The following is a 19,712-nucleotide window of genomic DNA, read 5'->3' as shown; positions in this document are numbered from 1 at the left end:
AGGCGCTCCCGGAGGCGCCGCGCGACGGTGCGGCGCCGGTCCCGGTGGCGGTACGTCAGTGCATCGGGCACACCCCGCCCGCGCAGCAACCGCCGCTCCCGCAAGGCGGCATGGGTGCCGCGCCGCTGCCCCGGCTGGTGCTGGAGATGATGGTGCCGCCGGTCGCCAGGCGCTCGACCGGCGCTTCCGCCGGGGTGTCCCCGGTCTCCACCCCGGCCTGGCGGCACAGTTCTCCCCAGGTGCTCAGGTTCTCGCTCATGCGGTGGCTGACCTCCAGCACGCGGCCGTTGGTGCTGCAGCGGTAGTCGTAGGTCGGCATGGGATGCTCCTCGGTGTATCGGTAATCTCTGATATTTGGTGATTATAGGCGCTGCCCGTCGGCCTGAAAACAGGCCGACGCGGTCGTGGCCGCTGGTCTGCAGGTGATCGTCGGCCTGACGGGCGGCGTACCCGAACCGTTTGCCGTGAGATCGGGGTCGCCGATACCATGCGCTTTATCGGTCAGTTTTCCACCGGTACAGGAAACTACACGGAGGAGTGCGCGGCACTTTTCGACCATCTTGCGATAGACGATATCCTCGCCGAGATCAACGGCGCCAGTCACGACGAGCGCCAAGGGGTCTAGGCTGGAGTGGGCGACTGCATGTCGAGCACACGCTGCACGAATCGAGGTAAGCGCGCCTCATCAGCGGTCATCCCAGTCGTTACGCAGTGTATCGATGCGTTGCCGTACCTCCTCCGGCGCCGCCTGTGGACGCCGGGCGAAGCGCGGTGACGCAAGGAGTTCCAGTGCCCGCGCGGCGGTGGGGCTGGCGGCAGGTGCGACGTCAGGCCGCTCATCCGGGTCCGACAGCATGGTCAGATAGGCACGCCCGCGCAGGACAAAGGGCAAGGGTTCAAGGGCACGAACGTGCCCGCTGCTGTCGATTTCCACTTCTATTGTTGTCAGCATCATAAGCCCCCGTGAGTCGGCCCCCAGATCAGGCTGAGGAGCGGATCGCCATATCTGCGGGAAACCGACGTAGACAACTCCGCTGATGTCGTTTGGCTTTTCGATGTCGCCCTGGACCAGGGCACAAACGTTCTCGTGCCGAGCTTGGCCATAAGGTATCCGTGTTCGAATACGACGTTCTGCCGGGCACGATTCTTCGCCGGAATCTCTGTCTCATGGACTCCGCGGCCATGATCGCAGGCGGTATAGAGAACTAAAGCAAAGTCTGCATCATTCGAGTAGTGCTCAATCTTCTCAATGATAGTCATTCCGGCGCTCGCCTGCTCGTGGAGGACGATGGCTTCGATTCCTTGGTGCTCAATGAAGCGACTGACTTCTTGCTTGACTTCGTTGTTACGGCCGTGAACTATGAAGACCTTCCGCTAAGTTGAGCAGGTAGCTCACCTTATCGAAGTCAGTCTTCAGAAACTCAATGCTCATTTGCTGGGTGCCAGTCGTTCAACGCTCAATCGTCGCATGTTCTTCTGTGGGTGCGCTTAAGGGGGGTTGGCCTCGATCGTCCTTCCGGCCACTGGAGGTCGAGGCTTTAGCCGGTCCAGCGTGCAGGCGCCACTGATTTCGCTTGGATATCTCGGGAACCGCCACCGGCTGAAGCCTCGACGTCCGGTTGTGGACGGACCGCCACTGGCCGGAACGATGATCAAAGCCGGGGGGTTGTTGTGAGGCCTAACGTTGGAGGTCAGCGGCGGCCCCTAAGGGCCGTCCGCTGCAGCGACTTGTTCGACGGTTTCTTCCGCACCGAGTTAACGAGTCGCGTATTGCCTTGCCAGCCTCAACGCACCCGATCATTCTGCCCCAAGCCACTTGAAGGGCTCAGCTGGCTTGAGCGCTGCCGAAAGCTCGCCCGCGAGAGGCTGGCCACGCTCAATCCTGACGACCTTCGGTGCAGCACCTTCAGTCAGATCAACCTTGTTGATATCGATCCACGACACGGCGGGGAAGATCGCGGACTCAAAGTAGTAGATCTTGGCCCGATGATCCGCCACGGTCCGCCACAGTGTCATCGCGATATTCGGGTTACTCGCATCGGCCATGCCGAGTGGAACACTGATCATGCGTACCTGCGAAAACACCGATGCGAGCGCCAGCTCGGGATCCTTGTACTTCGGTGACAATTTGAGATAGTGGCTCGTGCGAACGAACCGGTCGGCGGCACTGATTGTGCCCGGAAGGAAACGGTCGCCCCCAACCTTTTCCCAGTAGACATTCAGCGCGAGCTGTTGGTCGAACGTTGGTGAGTTGGTCATCACCCTGTGCTGCGAGCCATGGTGAATCACGAGTTTGCCATTGATGTATTCAAGGATCGCAGAGTCGCCCGTCGCATCAGAAAGTGAAAGATGCAGGCCCGCTGCGTGACCATTCGGCAGTGGAGGAGCAATGATGGCAAATGGGGGATTGGCCATGGCGGCAACCGCCTCCCCCACTGTTGCAAAGTTGTCGAGGAAGTACTGTGCCCAAGCGCCAGCGGTCAGAGTGGGCTTTCCTGACTTGGTCGCATCACCCCATTCGGCTTCCTTCAGATAAAGCAGGTTCGCTACGAGTCCTTTCTCGTTCATGCCATCGGCCGTTCCGGCATCATAGAAAGAGACAGCAATTGAGCCATACTTGGCGCCCCACTTGATCGGGTCGGCACCGACCGTTCCATCGCGCTTCATCCCTCTGGGAAAGGCCCACAGCGCCGTCTTGGCGGAAGTATCCATCCAATCCATGGACCGTCCGGTGATGTAGGACTGATTGCCCGTCTCATAAACTAGACGTGTGCAAGCCTGTGCGTTGTGCAAAGGGCCGAATACGATGGTCGCGATGACCAAGGTGCTGACCACAGTCTTCATCGTCGTGTATTGGTTCATGTGTCTCATCTTCGTCTCTGCTTCCTTTGGCGTTGGTGAGGTGATGCCGTCGAACTAGATTTCGCCGGACGAACTACCTCATAAACCGTCTGGCCTGGCACAGTGGATCAAACATTCCCGCGCCTGTCAATGCTCTTGAGGCGATGTTCCGCCGCACCGTCGGGTGTTATACGGCACCTTCGCCGTCTCGTCCCCGATTCGGCGGCAATACTGTCTGATAAACTGGGAACCGTTCGGGAGTCGATCTAAGAAATCATTTTTTATCAATGTGATGGATGGTGCATCGTGCTGGACTCTTAGTGCGTTAGGCGGCGACACTCCCGCGAGACAGCCGAGTCCTGTAGGGTGGATAAGGCGCGCAGCACGGTGCCTGGGACGGGCACGACGTTGGATCGCGCCGCATCCACCGACCCCGGCGGTGTGGTGGATGCGCTACGCTTGCGAATCCGGTCGCGTCCCCAAGGGGATCTTTGGAATGAGAGAAAACGTCTGGGATCCAAGGCTTCAGCCCTGGACTCCAGCTCAGAACCGGAACACCGCCTGCACCGCGAACAGATCCCAGTGCTCGACGAGTTGCCCGGGGTCGGGGTTCTCGCGCGGGGACAGGACGAAGGCCCCCTGATGGTGTTGGTATTCGGCGCGCAGCATCCAGTGCTCATTGATATCCCAGCGGATGCCGACGCTCAAGATCCGGGAGAACCTGGAGGATGCCGTGCTTAGCCCCTTGGAGGCGACCGCGTAGGCGCGGCCGTTACGGTCAGTGCGATCGGCAAAGCCCTCTTGATAGTTGAGCAGCAGTTCGATGGCGGGGTGCGGGCGCCAGGTCCCTTGGACGTAATAGCCTTCGGTGGTGATCCGCAGATCGGGGAAATAGGGTCCGAACCCCTTCCACTGTAAGGGCTCGCGGGCGTACTCGGAGGTGAGTGTCCAGTTTTCCGCACTGTATTGGGCCGACAGGATCAAGTAGCGGATGTCGGTAGTACCGGGGCCTAGGGTGAAACCCGCGTGCCGGGACGGGTCGAAACGCAGCGCCGTCGAGACGCCGCTGACGCCGAGTCTCAGGCGCTCTAACCGGGAGTTGAACCAGAGGCCGGCGAGCCAGGAATTACCGTCCGGCTCCAGACTTCCCGGGAAGTCAGCGCCCAAGTAGGCCCATTCGACGTTGGTGTCGATGACCGCTTGCCCGCCCTGCAGGTTCAGGCTCAGGGTCCCGAGGGCGGTGTCGGTCTCGCCGTAGAGCATGGCCCCGTCGGTGGAGAGGACCAGATTACGCACCTTGTCGAAGTAGACCACCTGGGGGAGGAAGATGCCGGGGTGGGTGAAGGGGACGTCGCGGGTCTCGTTGTAGAGGCCGAGCGGATTCTTGATGCGCCCCAGCCGCAGGCCGGCGCGCTGCCGCGGCGTGGACAGGAGGCTGACATCGGCCAAGGCGAAGTCGATGGCCGGGGTGCCGTCGTACATCTCACCGGCGCGCCGCGCCAGTACCTGGCCCGCCAGGAGGAGCCAGGGCTGGGGGCGTAGCGAGGCGTTGAGGCCAACCTCGGTGAAGTCGAACGAGGCCCCGTCGTAGCGGGCAAACCAGCGGTTGTCGCTGGTGCCGAGGACGGCCTGGGCGGCGAAGCCATGGAGTTGGAGGCTGGTCCAGACGGATTCTGCGGCCTTTGAGGACAGGGGGTGCAGCGTCAGGAGGGGGGCGAGCAGCGCCGCGCAGAGGCCCCGGGCACGCTGGTGTGCGGGCAACGCTCGCCGCCCGGCTGGGGCGCGGCGTTTCCAGGCCGTGATGGAGCGCCGGACGCCCATGTTCAGTGCACCTCCAGCGTGCGGACCCGGGGGTCCTGGGGCGCGGAGTGTGCATAGCCCATGGAGCCTGGGGTCGTCGCCACCCGTCGGATCATCTCCGACTCGTCGGCGACCCTGGTCGGGGCCTGGCCGGTGCCGGAAAACACCTGCCGATCCCATACGCCACGCAATTGGTAGGGGAACAACCCGAGCAGATTCTTGGTGAAGGCGACGTGCAGCGGGTCCTCGTCAGGCAGCACGAAAATCTGCACGGGCTGGCCGTCGGGCCACCGTTGCAGGCGTAGGGTGAAGTAGAGCCGGGCCTCGTTTTGGGTCACTTGGCGATGGGCAGAATCCTGGTTGACGATCAACTCCTGGACCGCGGCCGCGGGCGGCCACAAGGCACAGACCAGCCCACAGAGCAGCGAGACAGCCGCGAGACCTACGTTCTTGGCCTGGCGGGGCGCCGAGTCCAAGCGCCCGGGCGGTATCGGTGTCGTCGATCTGGCGGTGGCGGGGCTTGGTGGGCGGCCCATAGAAACCGGTATCCTGGGCTCGGACGAGCCGCTGGGGGCACTGCATACGCGGCCCCGCCGCCCGCGCCTGGGCAGTGGGTGATTAGGTTAGACTTCGTCTAAGACTAACCTAACCGCGTCACTCCATCAATGTCTCGGGGGCCACTGTCTCGGGGGCCATCAGCCACCCAGGGGTGGGCGCAGACCACGCGGCGGAATCCTCGCCTGGCGGCTGATTCCTCCCCGGCCATTGCGCTCACAACCCCACTGGGGCCGAGCGCGGCCCCGTGCTACAATGCCCGGTCTTGTCCGTACCCCCCTAGCCGCCGCCCGGGGCAAGTCCCGCCGCGGCCGTTGCGCAGCCTGGAAGCCCGTCCTACCCATGCCTGATTTCGCCCGCGAAGTTATCCTGATCAATCTGGAAGACGAGATGCGCCAGTCCTACCTGGATTACGCCATGAGCGTGATCGTCGGTAGGGCCCTGCCGGACGTGCGCGATGGATTGAAGCCCGTGCACCGCCGGGTGCTGTTCTCCATGAACGAACAGGGCAACGTCTGGAACCGTGCCCACCGCAAGTCGGCCCGCGTGGTCGGCGACGTGATGGGTAAGTACCACCCCCACGGCGACTCGGCCATCTACGACACCATGGTGCGCATGGCGCAGCCCTTTTCGCTGCGCTACCTGCTGGTGGACGGCCAGGGCAACTTCGGCTCGGTGGACGGGGACCCGCCGGCGGCCATGCGCTACACGGAGGTGCGCCTCACGCGCATGGCGGACGCCTTGCTGGACGACCTGGACAAGGACACCGTCGATTTCATCCCGAACTATGACAACACCGAGCAGGAGCCCACGGTCCTGCCGGCGCGCTTCCCGAACCTGCTGGTGAACGGCTCCTCCGGCATCGCGGTCGGCATGGCCACCAATATCCCGCCGCATAACCTGCGCGAGGTCATCGACGCCTGTCTGGCCCTGATCGACAACCCGCTGGCGACCATCGAGGACCTGATGGCCCTGGTGCCGGGTCCGGACTTTCCGACGGCGGCCACGATCAACGGCGTGCGCGGTATCCGCGAGGCCTACCGGACCGGGCGCGGGCGCTGCGTCATGCGCGCGCGCACCGAGATCGAGACCCAGAAGCGCAGCGGGCGCGAGGCCATCGTCGTCACGGAACTCCCCTATCAGGTCAACAAGGCCAAGCTCCTGGAGCGGATCGCCGAGTTGGTGAAGGAGAAGAAGATCGAGGGCATCGCCCACGACGGGCTGCGCGACGAGTCCGACAAGGACGGGATGCGCATGGTCATCGAGCTGAAGAAGGACGCCTACCCCGAGGTGCTGCTGAACAACCTGTATCAGCACACCGCCATGCAGAGTGTGTTCGGCATCAACATGGTGTCGCTGGTGGACGGCCAGCCGCGGACGCTGAACCTCAAGCAGATGCTGGAGTATTTCCTGCGCCACCGCCGCGACGTGGTGACCCGCCGCACCCTCTTCCAACTGCGCAAGGCGCGTGATCGCGCCCATATCCTGGAAGGCTATGCCATCGCGCTCGCGAACCTGGACGAGGTGATTGCGCTGATCCGTGCCGCGGCCAACCCGGCCGAGGCGCGCGAGGGCCTGATGGCCCGCACCTGGCCGCCGGGGGCGGTGACCGGCATGTTGGCCCGCGCCGGGGCGGAGCAGACCAGGCCCGAGGAACTCGAGGCCGCCTTCGGGATGGTCGCCGGCGGCTATCGGCTGAGCGAGCGTCAGACCAAGGCGATCCTGGACCTGCAGCTGCAGCGCTTGACCGGCCTGGAGCAGGAGAAGATCCTCGGCGAGTTCGGCGAGATCCTGGAGCAGATCGCCGCCCTCTTGTTGATCCTCTCGGACCCGGACCAGTTGATGGGGGTGATCCGCAAGGAACTCGCGGCCATCCGCGACCAGTTCGGGGATGCGCGCCGCACCGAGATCCTGGTGGACCACACGGACCTGACGCTGGAGGACCTGATCGCCCCCGAGGACGTGGTCGTGACCATGTCGCACCAGGGCTATGTCAAGGCCCAGCCGATCAGCGACTATCAGGCGCAGCGGCGCGGCGGCAAGGGCAAGAGCGCGACCTCCTTCAAGGAAGAGGACTTTATCGACCGGATCTTCGTCGCCAACTCGCACGACACGGTGCTGTGCTTCTCCAGCCGCGGCCGGGTCTATTGGCTCAAGGTCTACGAGTTGCCGCAGGCCGGGCGCGGGGCGCGCGGTCGGCCCATGGTCAACCTGCTGCCCCTGGAGCAGGGGGAGCGCATCAACGCGGTCCTGCCGGTGCGTGCCTATGAGGAGGGCTACTTCGTCTTCATGGTGACCAGCGCCGGTACAGTCAAGAAGACCCCGCTGACCGAGTTCTCGCGGCCGCTCGCGCGCGGCATCATCGCCATCGACCTGCATGAAGACGAGGTTCTGGTCGGCGTGGCCATTACCGACGGGCAGCGCGACCTGATGCTCTTCACCTCCGCCGGCAAGGCGGTGCGCTTCAGCGAAGACCACGTCCGGGCCATGGGCCGCGGTGCCCACGGGGTGCGCGGGGTCATGCTGGACGAGGGCCAGCGGGTCATCGCGCTCGTGGTACCGGAGCCCGGGACCATCCTGTGCGTGACCGAAAACGGTTATGGTAAGCGTACCACGGTGGCCGAGTTCCCCACCAAGGGCCGCGGGACCAAGGGTGTCATCGCCATCGCCGGTAGTGATCGCAACGGCGCCCAGGTGGGCGCGGTGCTGGTGCGTCCCGGCGACGAGATCATGCTGATCACGGAGGGCGGTACCCTGATCCGCACGCCGGTCGACCAGATCCCGGTTGTGGGCCGTCCCGCCCAGGGGGTGAAGCTGATCAGCCTGGGGTCAGGGGAGAAACTGCGGTATGTCGAGCGCATCGTTGCCCTGGAGGGCGAGAATGGGACAGGTCCGGACGAGACCGGGGAGGCGGCCGACGGCGACCCGGGCGGCGTTGCGAGCGACGAATTGGACAACGAAGACGACCCGGACACCGAGCCGGGCGCTGATGGGGACGACGAAGCGGGCGAAACGCCTGCCGATTAGGCCCGGCCCCGTGCTTGCGGGGCCACCATTTCAGACAGTTGAGCGGAGATTTAACATGTCACGCGTGTATAACTTCAGCGCCGGTCCGGCCATGTTGCCCGAGTCCGTGCTCCTGCGGGCCCGGGACGAGATGCTGGACTGGCAGGGCAGCGGCATGTGTGTGGCGGAGATGAGCCATCGCGGCAAGGAGTTCATGGCCATCGCAGCCAAGGCCGAGGCGGACCTGCGTGAACTGCTCGGCGTCCCCGCCAATTACAAAGTGCTGTTTCTCCAGGGCGGGGCCTCCACCCAGTTCGCCATGGTGCCGATGAACCTGCTGCGCGGGGCCGAGGGGGCGGACTATCTCAACACCGGCTCCTGGTCCAAGAAGGCGATCGCCGAGGCGCGCCGCTACGGCCGTGTCAACGTGGCCGCCACCACCGAGGACGAGCATTTCACCCGCGCACCAAAGCAGTCCGAGCTCAAGCTCAAGTCCGCTGCCGCCTATCTCCACTACACCCCGAACGAGACCATCGAGGGCGTGGAGTTCCCCTATGTGCCGGACTGCGGCGGCACGCCCCTGGTGGCGGACATGTCCTCCACGCTCCTGTCGCGTCCCATCGACGTGTCGCGCTTCGGTGTGATCTACGCCGGGGCCCAGAAGAACATCGGTCCGGCGGGGCTGACCATCGTCATCGTGCGTGAGGACCTGATCGGCCAACCCCTGGCCGGCACCCCCACCATGCTCGATTACAAGATCCAGGCCGATAACGACTCCATGTACAACACCCCGCCCACCTATGCCTGGTATCTGGCGGGGCTGGTGTTCCAGTGGGTCAAGGACCTGGGCGGTCTGGACGCGATGGCGGTCATCAATCAGCGTAAGGCGCAAATGCTCTATGGCGTCATCGACGCCTCCGGCTTTTACACGAACCCGGTGGCACCGGACGCCCGGTCCTGGATGAACGTCCCCTTCACGCTCCCCACGCCGGACCTGGACGATCCCTTCCTCAAGGGCGCCAAGGCCGCGGGCCTCACCACGCTCAAGGGCCACCGCTCGGTGGGCGGAATGCGCGCGAGTATCTACAACGCCATGCCGGAGGCGGGGGTGCAGGCGCTGGTCGCCTACATGGCGGAATTCGAGCGCACGCACGGCTGAGCGCAGAGAAGAGAAGATAATTTTGCCGCAAATGAGCGTAAAAGGACGCAAATAAATCCAGCAGCGCACTTACCGCTCGCTGTTTATTTGCGTTAATTTGCGTTCATTTGCGGCTAATCATTCTTACCGCTTTCGATATGCCTGATTAACTATGTTCAAGATCCAGACGCTCAACAACATCTCGGTGGCCGGGCTCGACCGGCTGCCGCGGGACCGCTACGAGGTGGCCTCCGAGATCGCCCACCCGGACGCGATCCTGGTGCGCTCGGCCAAGATGCACGACCTCGTGATCCCGGACACGGTGCAGGCCATCGGCCGTGCCGGGGCCGGCACCAACAATATCCCGGTGCCGGCCATGACCGCCCGGGGGATTGCGGTCTTCAATGCCCCTGGGGCCAACGCCAATGCGGTGAAGGAACTGGTCGTCGCCGGTATGTTGATCGCCGCCCGCAACATCGGCCAGGCCTGGCACTTCGCCCGGAGCCTCACGGGTGACGACGCGTCCATCGGTAAGGCGGTCGAGGCGGGCAAGAAGCACTTCGTCGGTTTCGAGTTGCCGGGCCGTACTTTGGGCGTCATCGGTCTGGGGGCCATCGGGGTCAAGGTGGCCAACGCCGCCCGCGCCCTGGGGATGAAGGTCGTCGGCTATGACCCGACCATCACCATCGCGCGTGCCTGGCAGTTGTCGAGCGACGTGCAGCCGGCGCTCAGTATCGATGACCTCCTCTCGCGCTCCGATTTCGTGACCTTCCATGTGCCGCTCACCAATGAGACGCGGCACATGATCAACGCCGAGCGCGTGAGGATCATGAAAAAAGGCGCGGTGCTGCTCAATTTCTCCCGCGAAGGTATCCTGGACGATCAGGCGGTGGTCGCCGCCCTCGACGAGGGTCATCTGTACGCCTATTGCTGCGATTTTCCGAACAACCTGCTGAAGGACCACCCGCGGGTGGTGACCCTGCCCCACCTGGGGGCCTCGACCGCGGAGGCCGAGGACAACTGCGCCGTGATGGTCGCCGATCAGGTGCGCGACTATCTGGAGGACGGCAACGTCGTCAACTCGGTCAACTTCCCGGACATCTGTCTGCCGCGCAACGGCGGCTATCGCATGGCCATCGTCAACAGCAACGTGCCCAACATGGTGGGTCAGATCTCGACCGACCTGGCCGCCGCCAAGCTCAATATCCTGGACATGCTCAATCGCTCCCGCGGTGACGTGGCGGTGACCCTGATCGACGTGAACCAGCGCTGCCCGGAGGCCACGGTCGCGCAACTGCGCGCCATCGGGGGGGTCCTCTCGGTGCGCTGTCTCGGCAACTGACGGGACTCAAGCCATGGACCAACCCGCCCGCCCCGCGGATCAACTTCATGAGGTACGCGAGCGCATCGACTCCATCGACATGGACCTCATGCGCCTGATCAGCGAGCGTGCCCGCTGTGCCCAGCAGGTGGGTCGCATCAAGAACGCCCTGGCGGGCACGGCGGGTGCGCTGCCCGCACTGAGTCCGGAGGAGGGCCCGGTCCAGTATTATCGCCCGGAGCGGGAGGCGGCGATCCTGCGGCGGATCAAGGAGAAGAACCCGGGCCCCCTGGACGGCGAGGAGGTGGCCCGGCTCTTCCGCGAGATCATGTCCGCCTGCCTGGCTCTGGAGCAGCCCATGCGGGCCGCCTATCTGGGGCCCGCGGGGACCTTCACCCAGGCGGCGGCGCTCAAGCAGTTCGGCCACTCGGTGCGCACCATCGCCATGGCGACCATCGGCGAGATCTTCCGGGAGGTGGAGGCGGGTTCCTGCGACTACGGGGTGGTGCCGGTGGAGAATTCCACCGAGGGCGTCATCAGTCACACCCTGGATATGTTCCTCGCCTCGCCGCTCTTGATCACCGGCGAGGTGAGCCTGCGCATCCATCACCACCTGATGAGCCGGGAGGCGGATACCACGACCATCGGCACCCTGTACTCTCACCAGCAGTCCCTGGCCCAGTGCCGGGGTTGGCTGGACCGGTACCTGCCGCAGGCGCAGCGCGTGGCGGTGGGCAGCAACGCGGAGGCGGCGCGCCTGGCGAGCCTGGAGGCGGGGAGTGCCGCGGTGGCCGGGCTCCCGGCGGCCGAAATTTACGGCCTCACGGTGCTCGAGCAGAGCATTGAGGACGAACCCGGCAACACCACCCGCTTCCTGGTGATCGGCCCCAAGGACGCTCCCTCCAGCGGCCAGGACAAGACCAGTCTGCTGATCTCCTGCCGCAACGCCTCCGGTGGTCTGCACGCATTGCTGTCACCGTTGGCGGAGCACGGCATCGACATGACCCGGATCGAGTCCCGGCCCTCCCGCCGGGGGATCTGGGACTATGTCTTTTTCATCGACATCATCGGCCACCGGGCCGACCCCAAGGTGGCCGAGGCATTGGAACATCTCAAGCAGGCATCGCTGCTCTTCAAGGTGCTTGGGTCCTACCCGGTCGCGGTGCTGTAAGTAACCAGTCAAGAACAAGTTAAACACAATGAAAATGGCGCTATAGGCAGTCCCTTTTCCCCATCCGGACCCAGTGCATGACCAACCAAGAAAACCCCTTTCTCGCCCTTGCCGCCCCCGGTATCGCGGGCCTTACCCCCTATGTCCCCGGCAAGCCGGTCTCGGAGTTGGAGCGCGAACTGGGCATCAGCGGCACCATCAAGCTCGCCTCCAATGAAAACCCCTTAGGCCCCGGGCATCGGGCGCGCGAGGCCATCGCCGCGGCCCTGCCTGAGTTGGGTCTTTATCCGGACGGTGCCGCCTTTGAACTGCGCCGGGCCATCGCCGACCACCATCGGGTGTCGCCCATGGCGGTCACCATCGGCAACGGCTCCAACGATGTGCTGGACATGGTGGCGCGGGTTTTCCTCCAGCCGGGGACCGAATCGCTCTTCTCCGCGCACGCCTTCGCCGTCTATCCGATCGCCACCCAGGCAGTGGGCGCCACGGCCCGCATCGCCCCGGCGCGCGACTACGGCCATGACCTCGCGGCCATGGCTGCCCTGGTGAACGAGCACACGCGGGTGGTCTGGATTGCCAACCCCAACAACCCCACCGGTACCTGGCTCGCGGCGGACCCCTTGCGGACCTTCATCGAGGGGCTGCCCAAGACCTGTGTGGTGGTGATCGACGAGGCCTACACCGAATACGTCAGCGAGCCCGACTTCCCGGACGCCACCCAGTGGCTCGACGCCCACCCGCACCTGATCGTCACCCGCACCTTCTCCAAGGCCCACGGGCTCGCGGCCCTGCGGGTCGGCTATGCGCTCAGCGACCCGCGCCTCGCGGACCTGCTCAACCGGGTGCGTCACCCCTTCAACGTCAACAGCCTGGCCCAGGCGGCGGCGGCGGCGGCCATCGGCGATTGTGAACACGTGCGGGCCTCAGTGGAACTCAACCGCGCCGGGATGCGCCAACTCACCGCCGGCTTCGAGCGCTTGGGGCTGGGCTATATTCCGTCCGTCGGTAATTTCGTCACCGTCGACCTGGGCCGCACCGCCGCTCCGATCAATGAGGCCCTGCTGCGCCGGGGTATTATTGTGCGGCCCATCGCCAACTACGGCCTGCCCAATCATCTGCGGATCAGTATCGGCCTCGAGGCGGACAACGCCCGCTTGCTCGCGGCCCTTGAGGATATTGTCAAGGTCTTATGATTGAACGACTTGCCATCATCGGCGTCGGCCTGATCGGCGGCTCCCTGGCCCGCGCCCTGCGCGCGGCCGGGGCGGTCAACGAGGTGGTCGGCTGCGGGCGCGCCCTGCCTAACCTGGAGCGGGCGGTGGAAATCGGGGTGATCGACCGCTTCGACCAGGACCCCGCCGCCGCGGTCGCGGGGGCGGACCTGGTGTTCATCGCCGTTCCCCTGGGCGCGATCCGTGCCGTCTTCACGGCGATCAAGGACCGGTTGCGCGCGGACGCCATCGTGACCGACGGCGGCAGTGTCAAAGGCAGCGTGGTCGCCGACGCCCTGGCCGCCTTCGGCCGGATACCGCCGCGCCTGGTCCCGGGGCACCCGATCGCCGGCACCGAGCACAGCGGGGTCGATGCCTCCTTTGCGACCCTCTACCGTCAGCGCCGGGTCATCCTCACACCCCTGCCGGAGACCGACCCGGAGGCCCTGGCGCGGGTGGACTGGATGTGGCGCACCTGCGGGGCCGAGGTCAGCCGCATGTCCGTGGCCCACCACGACGAGGTCCTGGCCGCCACCAGCCACCTGCCCCACATGCTTGCCTACGGCCTGGTGGACGCCTTGGCGCGCATGGACGAAACCGACGAGATCTTCCGCTATGCCGCCGGGGGCTTTCGCGACTTCACCCGCATCGCCTCATCGAGCCCGGTCATGTGGCGGGACATCTGCATGGCCAACCGCGAGGCCCTGTCCGCCATGCTGGCGCGCTTCAGCATCGAATTGACGGACTTGTCCCAGGCTATTCGCCTGGGCGACGGCAATACCCTGCTGGAGGTCTTCGAGCGCGCCAAGGCGGCGCGGGACCGGTATGTGGAGGTTGCGTCGCCCAAGGACAGTCCGTCATCGGACGCCGACAAACGCAAATAAATCGGCGCTTCGCAAAGCCGCACGGTCGGAGTGGTCTGGGAATCGTTGTCGTTGTCGTGATCGTAATCGTAATCGGAGAAGCGATGCAATTTGGGGCGCGACAGAATCCGAGGCGCTACAATAACCTCGACAACGACAACGACAACGACGCTGAACGCACTTCCTAATGGACTTGCCTAATGGACGTTTTTAACTTATTAGTGAGCCGTTCCTAATACTGCACCAACTCCACCCGCCGATTCTGCGCCCGTCCTTCCTCACTCGCATTGGAGGCCACCGGTGCGGCGAATGACACCCCTACCGGCAGCAACCGTGCCTTGTCCGCCTGATGGTCACGCACCAGGGCGGCCACCACCGCGTCCGCCCGCCGTTGGGAGAGTTGGCGGTTGTAATCGAAGGCCCCGGCCGTGTCGGTATGGCCCACGACCAGCAGCTTGAGGGCCGGGTCTGCCTTGAGCAGCGCCGCGATCTCGGTCAGGGCCGGTGTCGATTCCGGTTTTACCGTCGCCTTATCGACATCGAACAGGATACCGTAGAGGGCGATCCGCCCGGTCGCTGCGATGGAGCGCGCCATCTGCGCCGCGTCCACCTTCACCATCTTCTGCTCTCGCCCTTTGGCTTCCACGAAGTCCACGATCGCGACCGTGCGCCCATCGAGCGCCTTGCAATAGTTGTCGGCCTTAAGGATATAGGCCAGCACCGAGACATGCGCCTGCTGCTGCGGCAACTCGGCGGCCAGATAGCGTTGGTCCTTGATGCGCTCCGTCATAGCGCAGTTGCCATTGGAAAAATCCGGCTCGTTGATGCGCTCTTTGGGGTAGAGGACCATGGCGAGGCTCATCTGACCGCCACCGCCCTCGCTTGACCGTCCCGGGTCGCCACCGCACTCCTCACGCTTGCATACGAACAGTACCTTGCCGTCGGCTGCCTCCACCTCGTCCTGGTAATTGCTCACCACCTCCAGGGGTGAGCGGCCCTCCGGCACCAGATAGACCAGGCGCGTCGTGCGACCCTCCAGTGCCAGCGCCTGCTCCGGTGCGAACCAGATGTTGTTGTGCTGATCGCGCCGCTCGCGGTCGGCCTTCAGCGGCGCCACCGGCAGCACGAACTCATCGAAGGCCTTGCCGTCGTGGGCGACGATGAAGGACCCCTCATAGCGCTTGAGCAGCGGATGGTCCCGGGCGCCGTCCTGGTCCTTGGTCGGGACGGTGGCATCGGCCCAGGCCCCGGCGGTGAACAGGCACAGGGTCAGGGTGGTCAGAATGGTGCGCAGCATGGGCAAAACTCCTGGGGCGACAATTGACTAGGCGATGACCGCGCGAATCCCCCGGGCCAGCGGAGTCTGTGCCGGCGCGGGACCCGGGTCATGGGGGTGGCCATGGTCCCGGCAGTCCGGGTCATCGCAGTGGGTGTGCTCATGGTGCCTGCTGCGGTCATGCGCCGGCGGTGCCTGCCTGTCCTGACGGCGCTTGGCCAGCACCAGGTCCTGGACCCCCTGACGCACGTAGGTTACATAGAGTGCCACTAAGCGCAGCAGCAGGTCCGCCTGTTCCCGCGGGTCCGTCACCCAGGGCGCGACGGCAGCGAGTACGCGCCGCATCTCCTCACCGCTGTCCGCCGGCAGGTCGCCGTCGTTGAACACCGCCTCCAGCACCGCCCGGGTGAGCGCCTCCATATCCTGCACGCCCAGGTGAGCCGCCGCCCAGGTGATGTGGCGTTGGACCTCCTTTGGCTTCAGTGCCCTGATCCTGGCCGCGAAGACCTTGGTCTCGCAGGCCATCAATTCTCTGCTTTTCATGGGAACCGAACGGCCTTCTCGTAGATCAGCAGCGCCACGCAGCCTGCGGCGCTGCGCGGGGAATGGCTGGTGCCGGGCGGGTTGATGACGAAACTGCCCGCGGGATAGCTGCCCGCCTCGTCGGATTGCTCCCCTTCGAGGACGAGCATCTGCTCATATCCGACATGCTCGTGCAGCGCCACCTGCGCGCCGGGTTCATAGTGGAGCAGCACCGCCGCGGCGCCGTCCTCGTCCTCATAAAGCCAGTGGGCGCCCACCCCTGGGCGAAAGGGCTTCCAGGCGTTCGTCTCGCGCAGCTTTTTCGCCTGGGCCAAGAGATCGGCAAATACGAGCGGAGCGGTCAGCGTCATCATTCGGCTACCTCCAGGAGGGATGGACGGGCGCGGCGCGCGGTCACGCCGATTCAGTTTCGCGGGCGGCCGACGCCGCGCGCGTCGATGGCAGATCAAACCAGTTGCGCTCGATCCAGCCCAGCGTAACCAGAAGCCAGGTGCTAAGCACGAACGGCGCCGATAGTGCGCTGACACCGAAGTCGGGGATTGCCGGGATCAGCAGCGTCGCGAGGATAGCCCCGAAACAGGCAAGCCTGAGCATCCCACCGCAGCACACGAACACCGCCACGGCCGCCAGGACGCCATTGAACCCATAGAGACCAAGATTGATCGTGGCCGGGTCGGCCAGGTCGCGATGATAATAGGCCACGACCATGGCGATGACAGCGCCGAGGAGCGCAAGCACCCCGTGTCGCCAATTGCTGAGCAAGACCCCCGCGAGTACGAGCAAACCAGACCAGACAGTGGGGCTGAATAGCGCCTCGCCCAGTCCGCGCAGCACCGCCTCCACGGGGTGCAGCGTCGTCTGCCCGGCCACCCCGAAAGCGATCGGCTGCAAGAAGCCGAGAATTGGCGTCAAGGCGAAGATGATCCAGAAGGTGATCAAGAAGGGCAGCGCGAGCGTCGGGAGCGGTAGGAAGGCAACCAGCAGCCGTGTCAGGACCACGGTGCTAAGGACCGCGACAATCAGCAGACCCCACATCGCGGCGTCGGTCCAGCCGGTGTGAAAGAAGGCCGGCAGCGCAAGTGCGATCAGACAGGGATTGAGACCGGGAAGCCCGGTCTCGAGCACCGGCCCCCGCTCACCCAACACCATACGTGCCCCGGGTGCGATGACCGCCGCCGTGAGCATATAGGCTGCGGCGATGGGAGAGGCGAGGGCCACCGCGGCCAGGAAGAACAGGGCCGTCAATTCGTTGGTCTGAAAGCACAGCTGCGAGCACCCGCGCAGGACCAGCCGCCAGTACGGGACCTGCCCCGGCGCTACGGGCCCAAACAGCGCCTCGACCGGTGCCATCATGGACGGCCCCCGGGTCGCTCAGAGCCGCGCCAGCAAATCCAATACCGGTTCCGCCTTGCAGGTCCACCCGACGATGCCGCCCTGCGCGGTCAGGGCCTTGAGCGTGAAGGCCTTGAACTCGGGAAAATAGCTTTCGGTCCCGTCCTCGATCAGCAGGCAGTCATAGCCGCGATCATTGGCACAGCGCATCGTCGTCTGGACGCAGACGTCGGTGGTGGCCCCGGTGATCACGAGATTGGTGATACCGCGCGTCACCAGATAGTCGCGCAGACCGGTGCGGTAGAAGGAATCCTTGCCTGGCTTGGAGATTACCAGTTCCCCCTCCAGGGGCTTACAGTCGTCGACAAACTCCGATCCGGGCTCGCCGTCGATCAGGATTCGTCCCAGCGGCCCCATGTCCCCGATCTTGAGCTTCGGGTTGCCGCGGTTGCGCTTTGCCGTCGGCAGGTCGGACAGGTCCGGCTTGTGACACTCCTTGGTGTGGATCACCGGCAACCCGGCCTTGCGGAACGCCGCCTGGAGCTTCGCGATGACCGGGATGCAGGGCGCGATCAGACTGACATCGTTGCCCAGGGATTCCGCAAACCCGCCCGGCAGGCAGAAATCGCGCTGCATGTCGATGCAGAGCAGGGCGATGTGGTCGATATCGAACTCGTAGCCGAACGGATTTGCGTTAAGTGTTGGCATGGCCCTGGTGTCCCCCTCGTCGAATTTTTGACCTACGCAGGCACAACGCACCGCCGAGTGACGGAGAATCAGCCCATTTCCTCGCAACATAGGATGGTGGCGAGCGATTGCAACGGCCGCCCGAAAATATCTTGAGCGTCTTGGTTGGGCATGGGCTCCATGCCGGGATCGGCAGGGCCCGACGCATCATAATCGCGCGACGCGGCAGCGGGAATTGAGCATCGTCCCGGCCGCTGCGGGTTGGAGTTCAAGGCTTTACCCGTGGAAGTCGCGCAGCGACGCTGTGGGAGCGGCTTCAGCCGCGACGGCGGCCCAGGAAACGCGGCGTCGGAGTTCGCCGCGGCGCCGCATCGCGGCCATACGCTAACCCCGGACAGGAACCCGGGGCGATCGGTCATCGGGTTTGATGTGCGTCGACTTGACCATCAGGTGTAGTCCGTCCTCGCGGTCGGTGATCGAATACTCCGCGATCACTCGGTCATCGTCCCTGAAATAGCGCTGCTTGCGTTTGGTCATCATCTCGAAGATCGCCAAGAGTTCCTGCTCCATCGTCGGATCACCATTCGCGAGCTTGCGCATTGAATCCTCGGCATTTACCCGCTGCTCGACTCCCGGAAGCACGGCCGCGTTCCAGCAGAGGATCGCCATTTGGGCGGCCTTCCTGGTATCCGCAGCGCTGGTCACCGCGTTGGTCAGGGGCTCCGCGTAGTCCCAGATCACCGCCGACAGCTTCGGTTCCCCGGGTCCTGTCACTGCCGTGGCGGAACCGCAGCACTTCTTGTATTTCTTGCCGCTGCCGCAGGGGCAGGGGCCATTGCGCTCGACCTTGGCCGATCTGACCGGCGCAACGGGAGTCACCACCTGATCCAGGTCACCGAGATCCTCCCGTTCGTACGGCGCGATCTCCATGATGTACTCCCAGCCGTGCTTCGCACAGGTCGCGGCCACGAAATAGGCCCGATCCTCCGATTGGACGCGCAGCATGAGCGGACGCGCCTTACTGCCCAATTTTGCCATGGCATTGTTCCTCGACCTATGGATATTGCTTCGGATTTTTTCCGATCTTCTCGATCAGTACGGGATATTTGATGCCGGGAACCGCCGCGAAGGGTGCCTTGCGCGTACGCGAAATCTCAAAGGTCCAGCTATCGCCGTAGTCGAAATAATAGAAGAGCTTCCAGATCATCCTCAATTCTCCGCTTTTTATTAATAAAACAGGAACGAACGACTATGCGCAATCAGGAGTCCTCCTTATCGCACCAGTCGGGCCAAGCTCCACCGTACTCATGACACCGCTACGCCGTGCCACGCCTGTGTCAGACGCTTCGCGCGCTGAGAGTCAGTCGACGCGGCCATAATCGCGGCTGTCGGCCTTGATCATGGTTCCGGCCGCGACCCTGAGCCGGTTCCGAAATTCTTTTTGACAGGACTAACAAGATTTACAAGATTCAAAACAAATAACATCTTGTAAATCTTGTTAATCCTGTCTAAATATCTTGGCTTCGCGCTCGCTGTGCGGTTTGGGACCGCCCCCGTATGAACTCATTCCTGCCGATGCTGGCCGGAACGACGTTCAAGGCCCGGCTGTCGCCCCTCAGTCTTCAAGCCCCGCCGTCGAGATATTCCCACATCCCGTTCTCATGTAGCCAGATGGGGTCGGCGTTGCGGAGGACAAATTCTTCCTCCGGCAAGCCGTCGATCATCTGTGGTCGGCGAACCATTTTCTGCTTGCCATTCAGGAAAACGCACATATATTGCTCCCTTCGGCGCTTCTTTGCTGCCTTTTCGGCGGTCGTCAGTTTTCTTTTTTGCTTGGCCATGGCTGGGAGTCGTGCGGGCGATTAAGGCATTGCTGGTTTCCGCGCGTCGCATCACTGCTATTGACGATCGTAGGATGGGGTAAGGGGCGCACTGAAGTGCGGCGCGGGGATGTTGGGGTTCGTTGCT

At 64.2% G+C, this 19,712-nt stretch carries 20 protein-coding genes; 6 read left to right on the top strand and 14 right to left on the bottom strand.

The features are described from left to right. Window positions 1-55 precede the first annotated feature (55 nt). The 6 genes from THSYN_RS20865 to THSYN_RS20840 form a co-directional block, all read right to left on the bottom strand. Window positions 56-319: an FmdB family zinc ribbon protein gene (locus THSYN_RS20865; protein WP_100920824.1), complete on the bottom strand. Its 264-nt coding sequence runs from the start codon at window positions 317-319 to the stop codon at window positions 56-58. A 366-nt stretch (window positions 320-685) separates the two neighbouring features. Then, window positions 686-934: a hypothetical protein gene (locus THSYN_RS20860; RefSeq protein ID WP_236848634.1), complete on the bottom strand. Its 249-nt coding sequence runs from the start codon at window positions 932-934 to the stop codon at window positions 686-688. A 17-nt stretch (window positions 935-951) separates the two neighbouring features. Further along, window positions 952-1,314: a TIR domain-containing protein gene (locus THSYN_RS37405; protein ID WP_418219945.1), complete on the bottom strand. Its 363-nt coding sequence runs from the start codon at window positions 1,312-1,314 to the stop codon at window positions 952-954. Between the two features lie 483 nt (window positions 1,315-1,797). Further along, the gene (locus THSYN_RS20850) at window positions 1,798-2,862 is read right to left on the bottom strand and encodes a linear amide C-N hydrolase (protein ID WP_216644599.1); all 1,065 of its coding nucleotides are present in this window, start codon (window positions 2,860-2,862) and stop codon (window positions 1,798-1,800) included. A gap of 522 nt (window positions 2,863-3,384) precedes the next feature. After that, window positions 3,385-4,662: a hypothetical protein gene (locus THSYN_RS20845; protein ID WP_236848633.1), complete on the bottom strand. Its 1,278-nt coding sequence runs from the start codon at window positions 4,660-4,662 to the stop codon at window positions 3,385-3,387. 2 nt (window positions 4,663-4,664) lie between these two features. Continuing rightward, window positions 4,665-5,177, bottom strand: coding sequence for a hypothetical protein (locus tag THSYN_RS20840; protein ID WP_236848632.1), 513 nt, complete (start codon window positions 5,175-5,177; stop codon window positions 4,665-4,667). 361 nt (window positions 5,178-5,538) lie between these two features. Here THSYN_RS20840 and gyrA point away from each other — a divergent pair, with 361 nt between their 5' ends. The 6 genes from gyrA (at window position 5,539) to THSYN_RS20810 (ending at window position 13,927) form a co-directional block, all read left to right on the top strand. Continuing rightward, window positions 5,539-8,223, top strand: coding sequence for a DNA gyrase subunit A (gene gyrA, locus THSYN_RS20835; protein WP_100920822.1), 2,685 nt, complete (start codon window positions 5,539-5,541; stop codon window positions 8,221-8,223). 55 nt (window positions 8,224-8,278) lie between these two features. Beyond that, entirely contained in the window at window positions 8,279-9,361 is a 1,083-nt protein-coding gene (gene serC, locus THSYN_RS20830) for a 3-phosphoserine/phosphohydroxythreonine transaminase (protein ID WP_100920821.1), read from the top strand. Window positions 9,362-9,512: 151 nt separating this feature from the next. Next, window positions 9,513-10,682: a 3-phosphoglycerate dehydrogenase family protein gene (locus THSYN_RS20825; RefSeq protein ID WP_100920820.1), complete on the top strand. Its 1,170-nt coding sequence runs from the start codon at window positions 9,513-9,515 to the stop codon at window positions 10,680-10,682. A gap of 13 nt (window positions 10,683-10,695) precedes the next feature. After that, window positions 10,696-11,832, top strand: a complete 1,137-nt coding sequence (gene pheA, locus THSYN_RS20820; protein ID WP_100920819.1) for a prephenate dehydratase — start codon at window positions 10,696-10,698, stop codon at window positions 11,830-11,832. Window positions 11,833-11,909: 77 nt separating this feature from the next. Then, window positions 11,910-13,025, top strand: coding sequence for a histidinol-phosphate transaminase (gene hisC, locus THSYN_RS20815; protein WP_100920818.1), 1,116 nt, complete (start codon window positions 11,910-11,912; stop codon window positions 13,023-13,025). Beyond that, a complete protein-coding gene (locus tag THSYN_RS20810; RefSeq protein WP_100920817.1) occupies window positions 13,022-13,927 on the top strand; it encodes a prephenate dehydrogenase/arogenate dehydrogenase family protein in 906 nt (301 codons plus the stop codon). Before hisC ends, THSYN_RS20810 begins: the two co-directional genes overlap by 4 nt. 211 nt (window positions 13,928-14,138) lie before the next feature. On the opposite strand, the gene THSYN_RS20805 is transcribed toward THSYN_RS20810, so the two are convergent. From THSYN_RS20805 to THSYN_RS20775, 8 genes are all read right to left on the bottom strand, one after another. After that, on the bottom strand, window positions 14,139-15,203 hold the full coding sequence (locus THSYN_RS20805) for an OmpA family protein (RefSeq protein WP_100920816.1): 1,065 nt from the start codon (window positions 15,201-15,203) through the stop codon (window positions 14,139-14,141). A gap of 27 nt (window positions 15,204-15,230) precedes the next feature. Further along, complete coding sequence (locus tag THSYN_RS20800; protein WP_100920815.1) at window positions 15,231-15,707, bottom strand: hypothetical protein; 477 nt, start codon at window positions 15,705-15,707, stop codon at window positions 15,231-15,233. Between the two features lie 14 nt (window positions 15,708-15,721). Next, on the bottom strand, window positions 15,722-16,078 hold the full coding sequence (locus tag THSYN_RS20795; protein ID WP_100920814.1) for a cupin domain-containing protein: 357 nt from the start codon (window positions 16,076-16,078) through the stop codon (window positions 15,722-15,724). Window positions 16,079-16,118: 40 nt separating this feature from the next. Beyond that, a complete protein-coding gene (locus THSYN_RS20790) occupies window positions 16,119-17,078 on the bottom strand; it encodes an urea transporter (RefSeq protein ID WP_100920813.1) in 960 nt (319 codons plus the stop codon). Window positions 17,079-17,096: 18 nt separating this feature from the next. Then, window positions 17,097-17,765, bottom strand: coding sequence for a cysteine hydrolase family protein (locus THSYN_RS20785; RefSeq protein ID WP_100920812.1), 669 nt, complete (start codon window positions 17,763-17,765; stop codon window positions 17,097-17,099). A gap of 363 nt (window positions 17,766-18,128) precedes the next feature. After that, a complete protein-coding gene (locus tag THSYN_RS20780; protein WP_216644598.1) occupies window positions 18,129-18,782 on the bottom strand; it encodes a PBPRA1643 family SWIM/SEC-C metal-binding motif protein in 654 nt (217 codons plus the stop codon). 16 nt (window positions 18,783-18,798) lie between these two features. Next, window positions 18,799-18,951, bottom strand: a complete 153-nt coding sequence (locus tag THSYN_RS34205) for a plasmid pRiA4b ORF-3 family protein (protein WP_157817825.1) — start codon at window positions 18,949-18,951, stop codon at window positions 18,799-18,801. A gap of 415 nt (window positions 18,952-19,366) precedes the next feature. Continuing rightward, window positions 19,367-19,585 carry a hypothetical protein gene (locus tag THSYN_RS20775; protein ID WP_100920811.1) on the bottom strand — a complete coding sequence of 73 codons (219 nt, stop codon included), beginning with the start codon at window positions 19,583-19,585 and terminating at the stop codon, window positions 19,367-19,369. Window positions 19,586-19,712: the final 127 nt, after the last annotated feature.

Origin of the sequence: Candidatus Thiodictyon syntrophicum (genome assembly GCF_002813775.1) — a bacterium.
In the GTDB taxonomy this organism is placed as follows: Bacteria; Pseudomonadota; Gammaproteobacteria; order Chromatiales; family Chromatiaceae; genus Thiodictyon; species Thiodictyon syntrophicum.
Note: the sequence above shows the minus strand (reverse complement) of the source record. Positions and strands in the feature narration are given on the sequence as shown.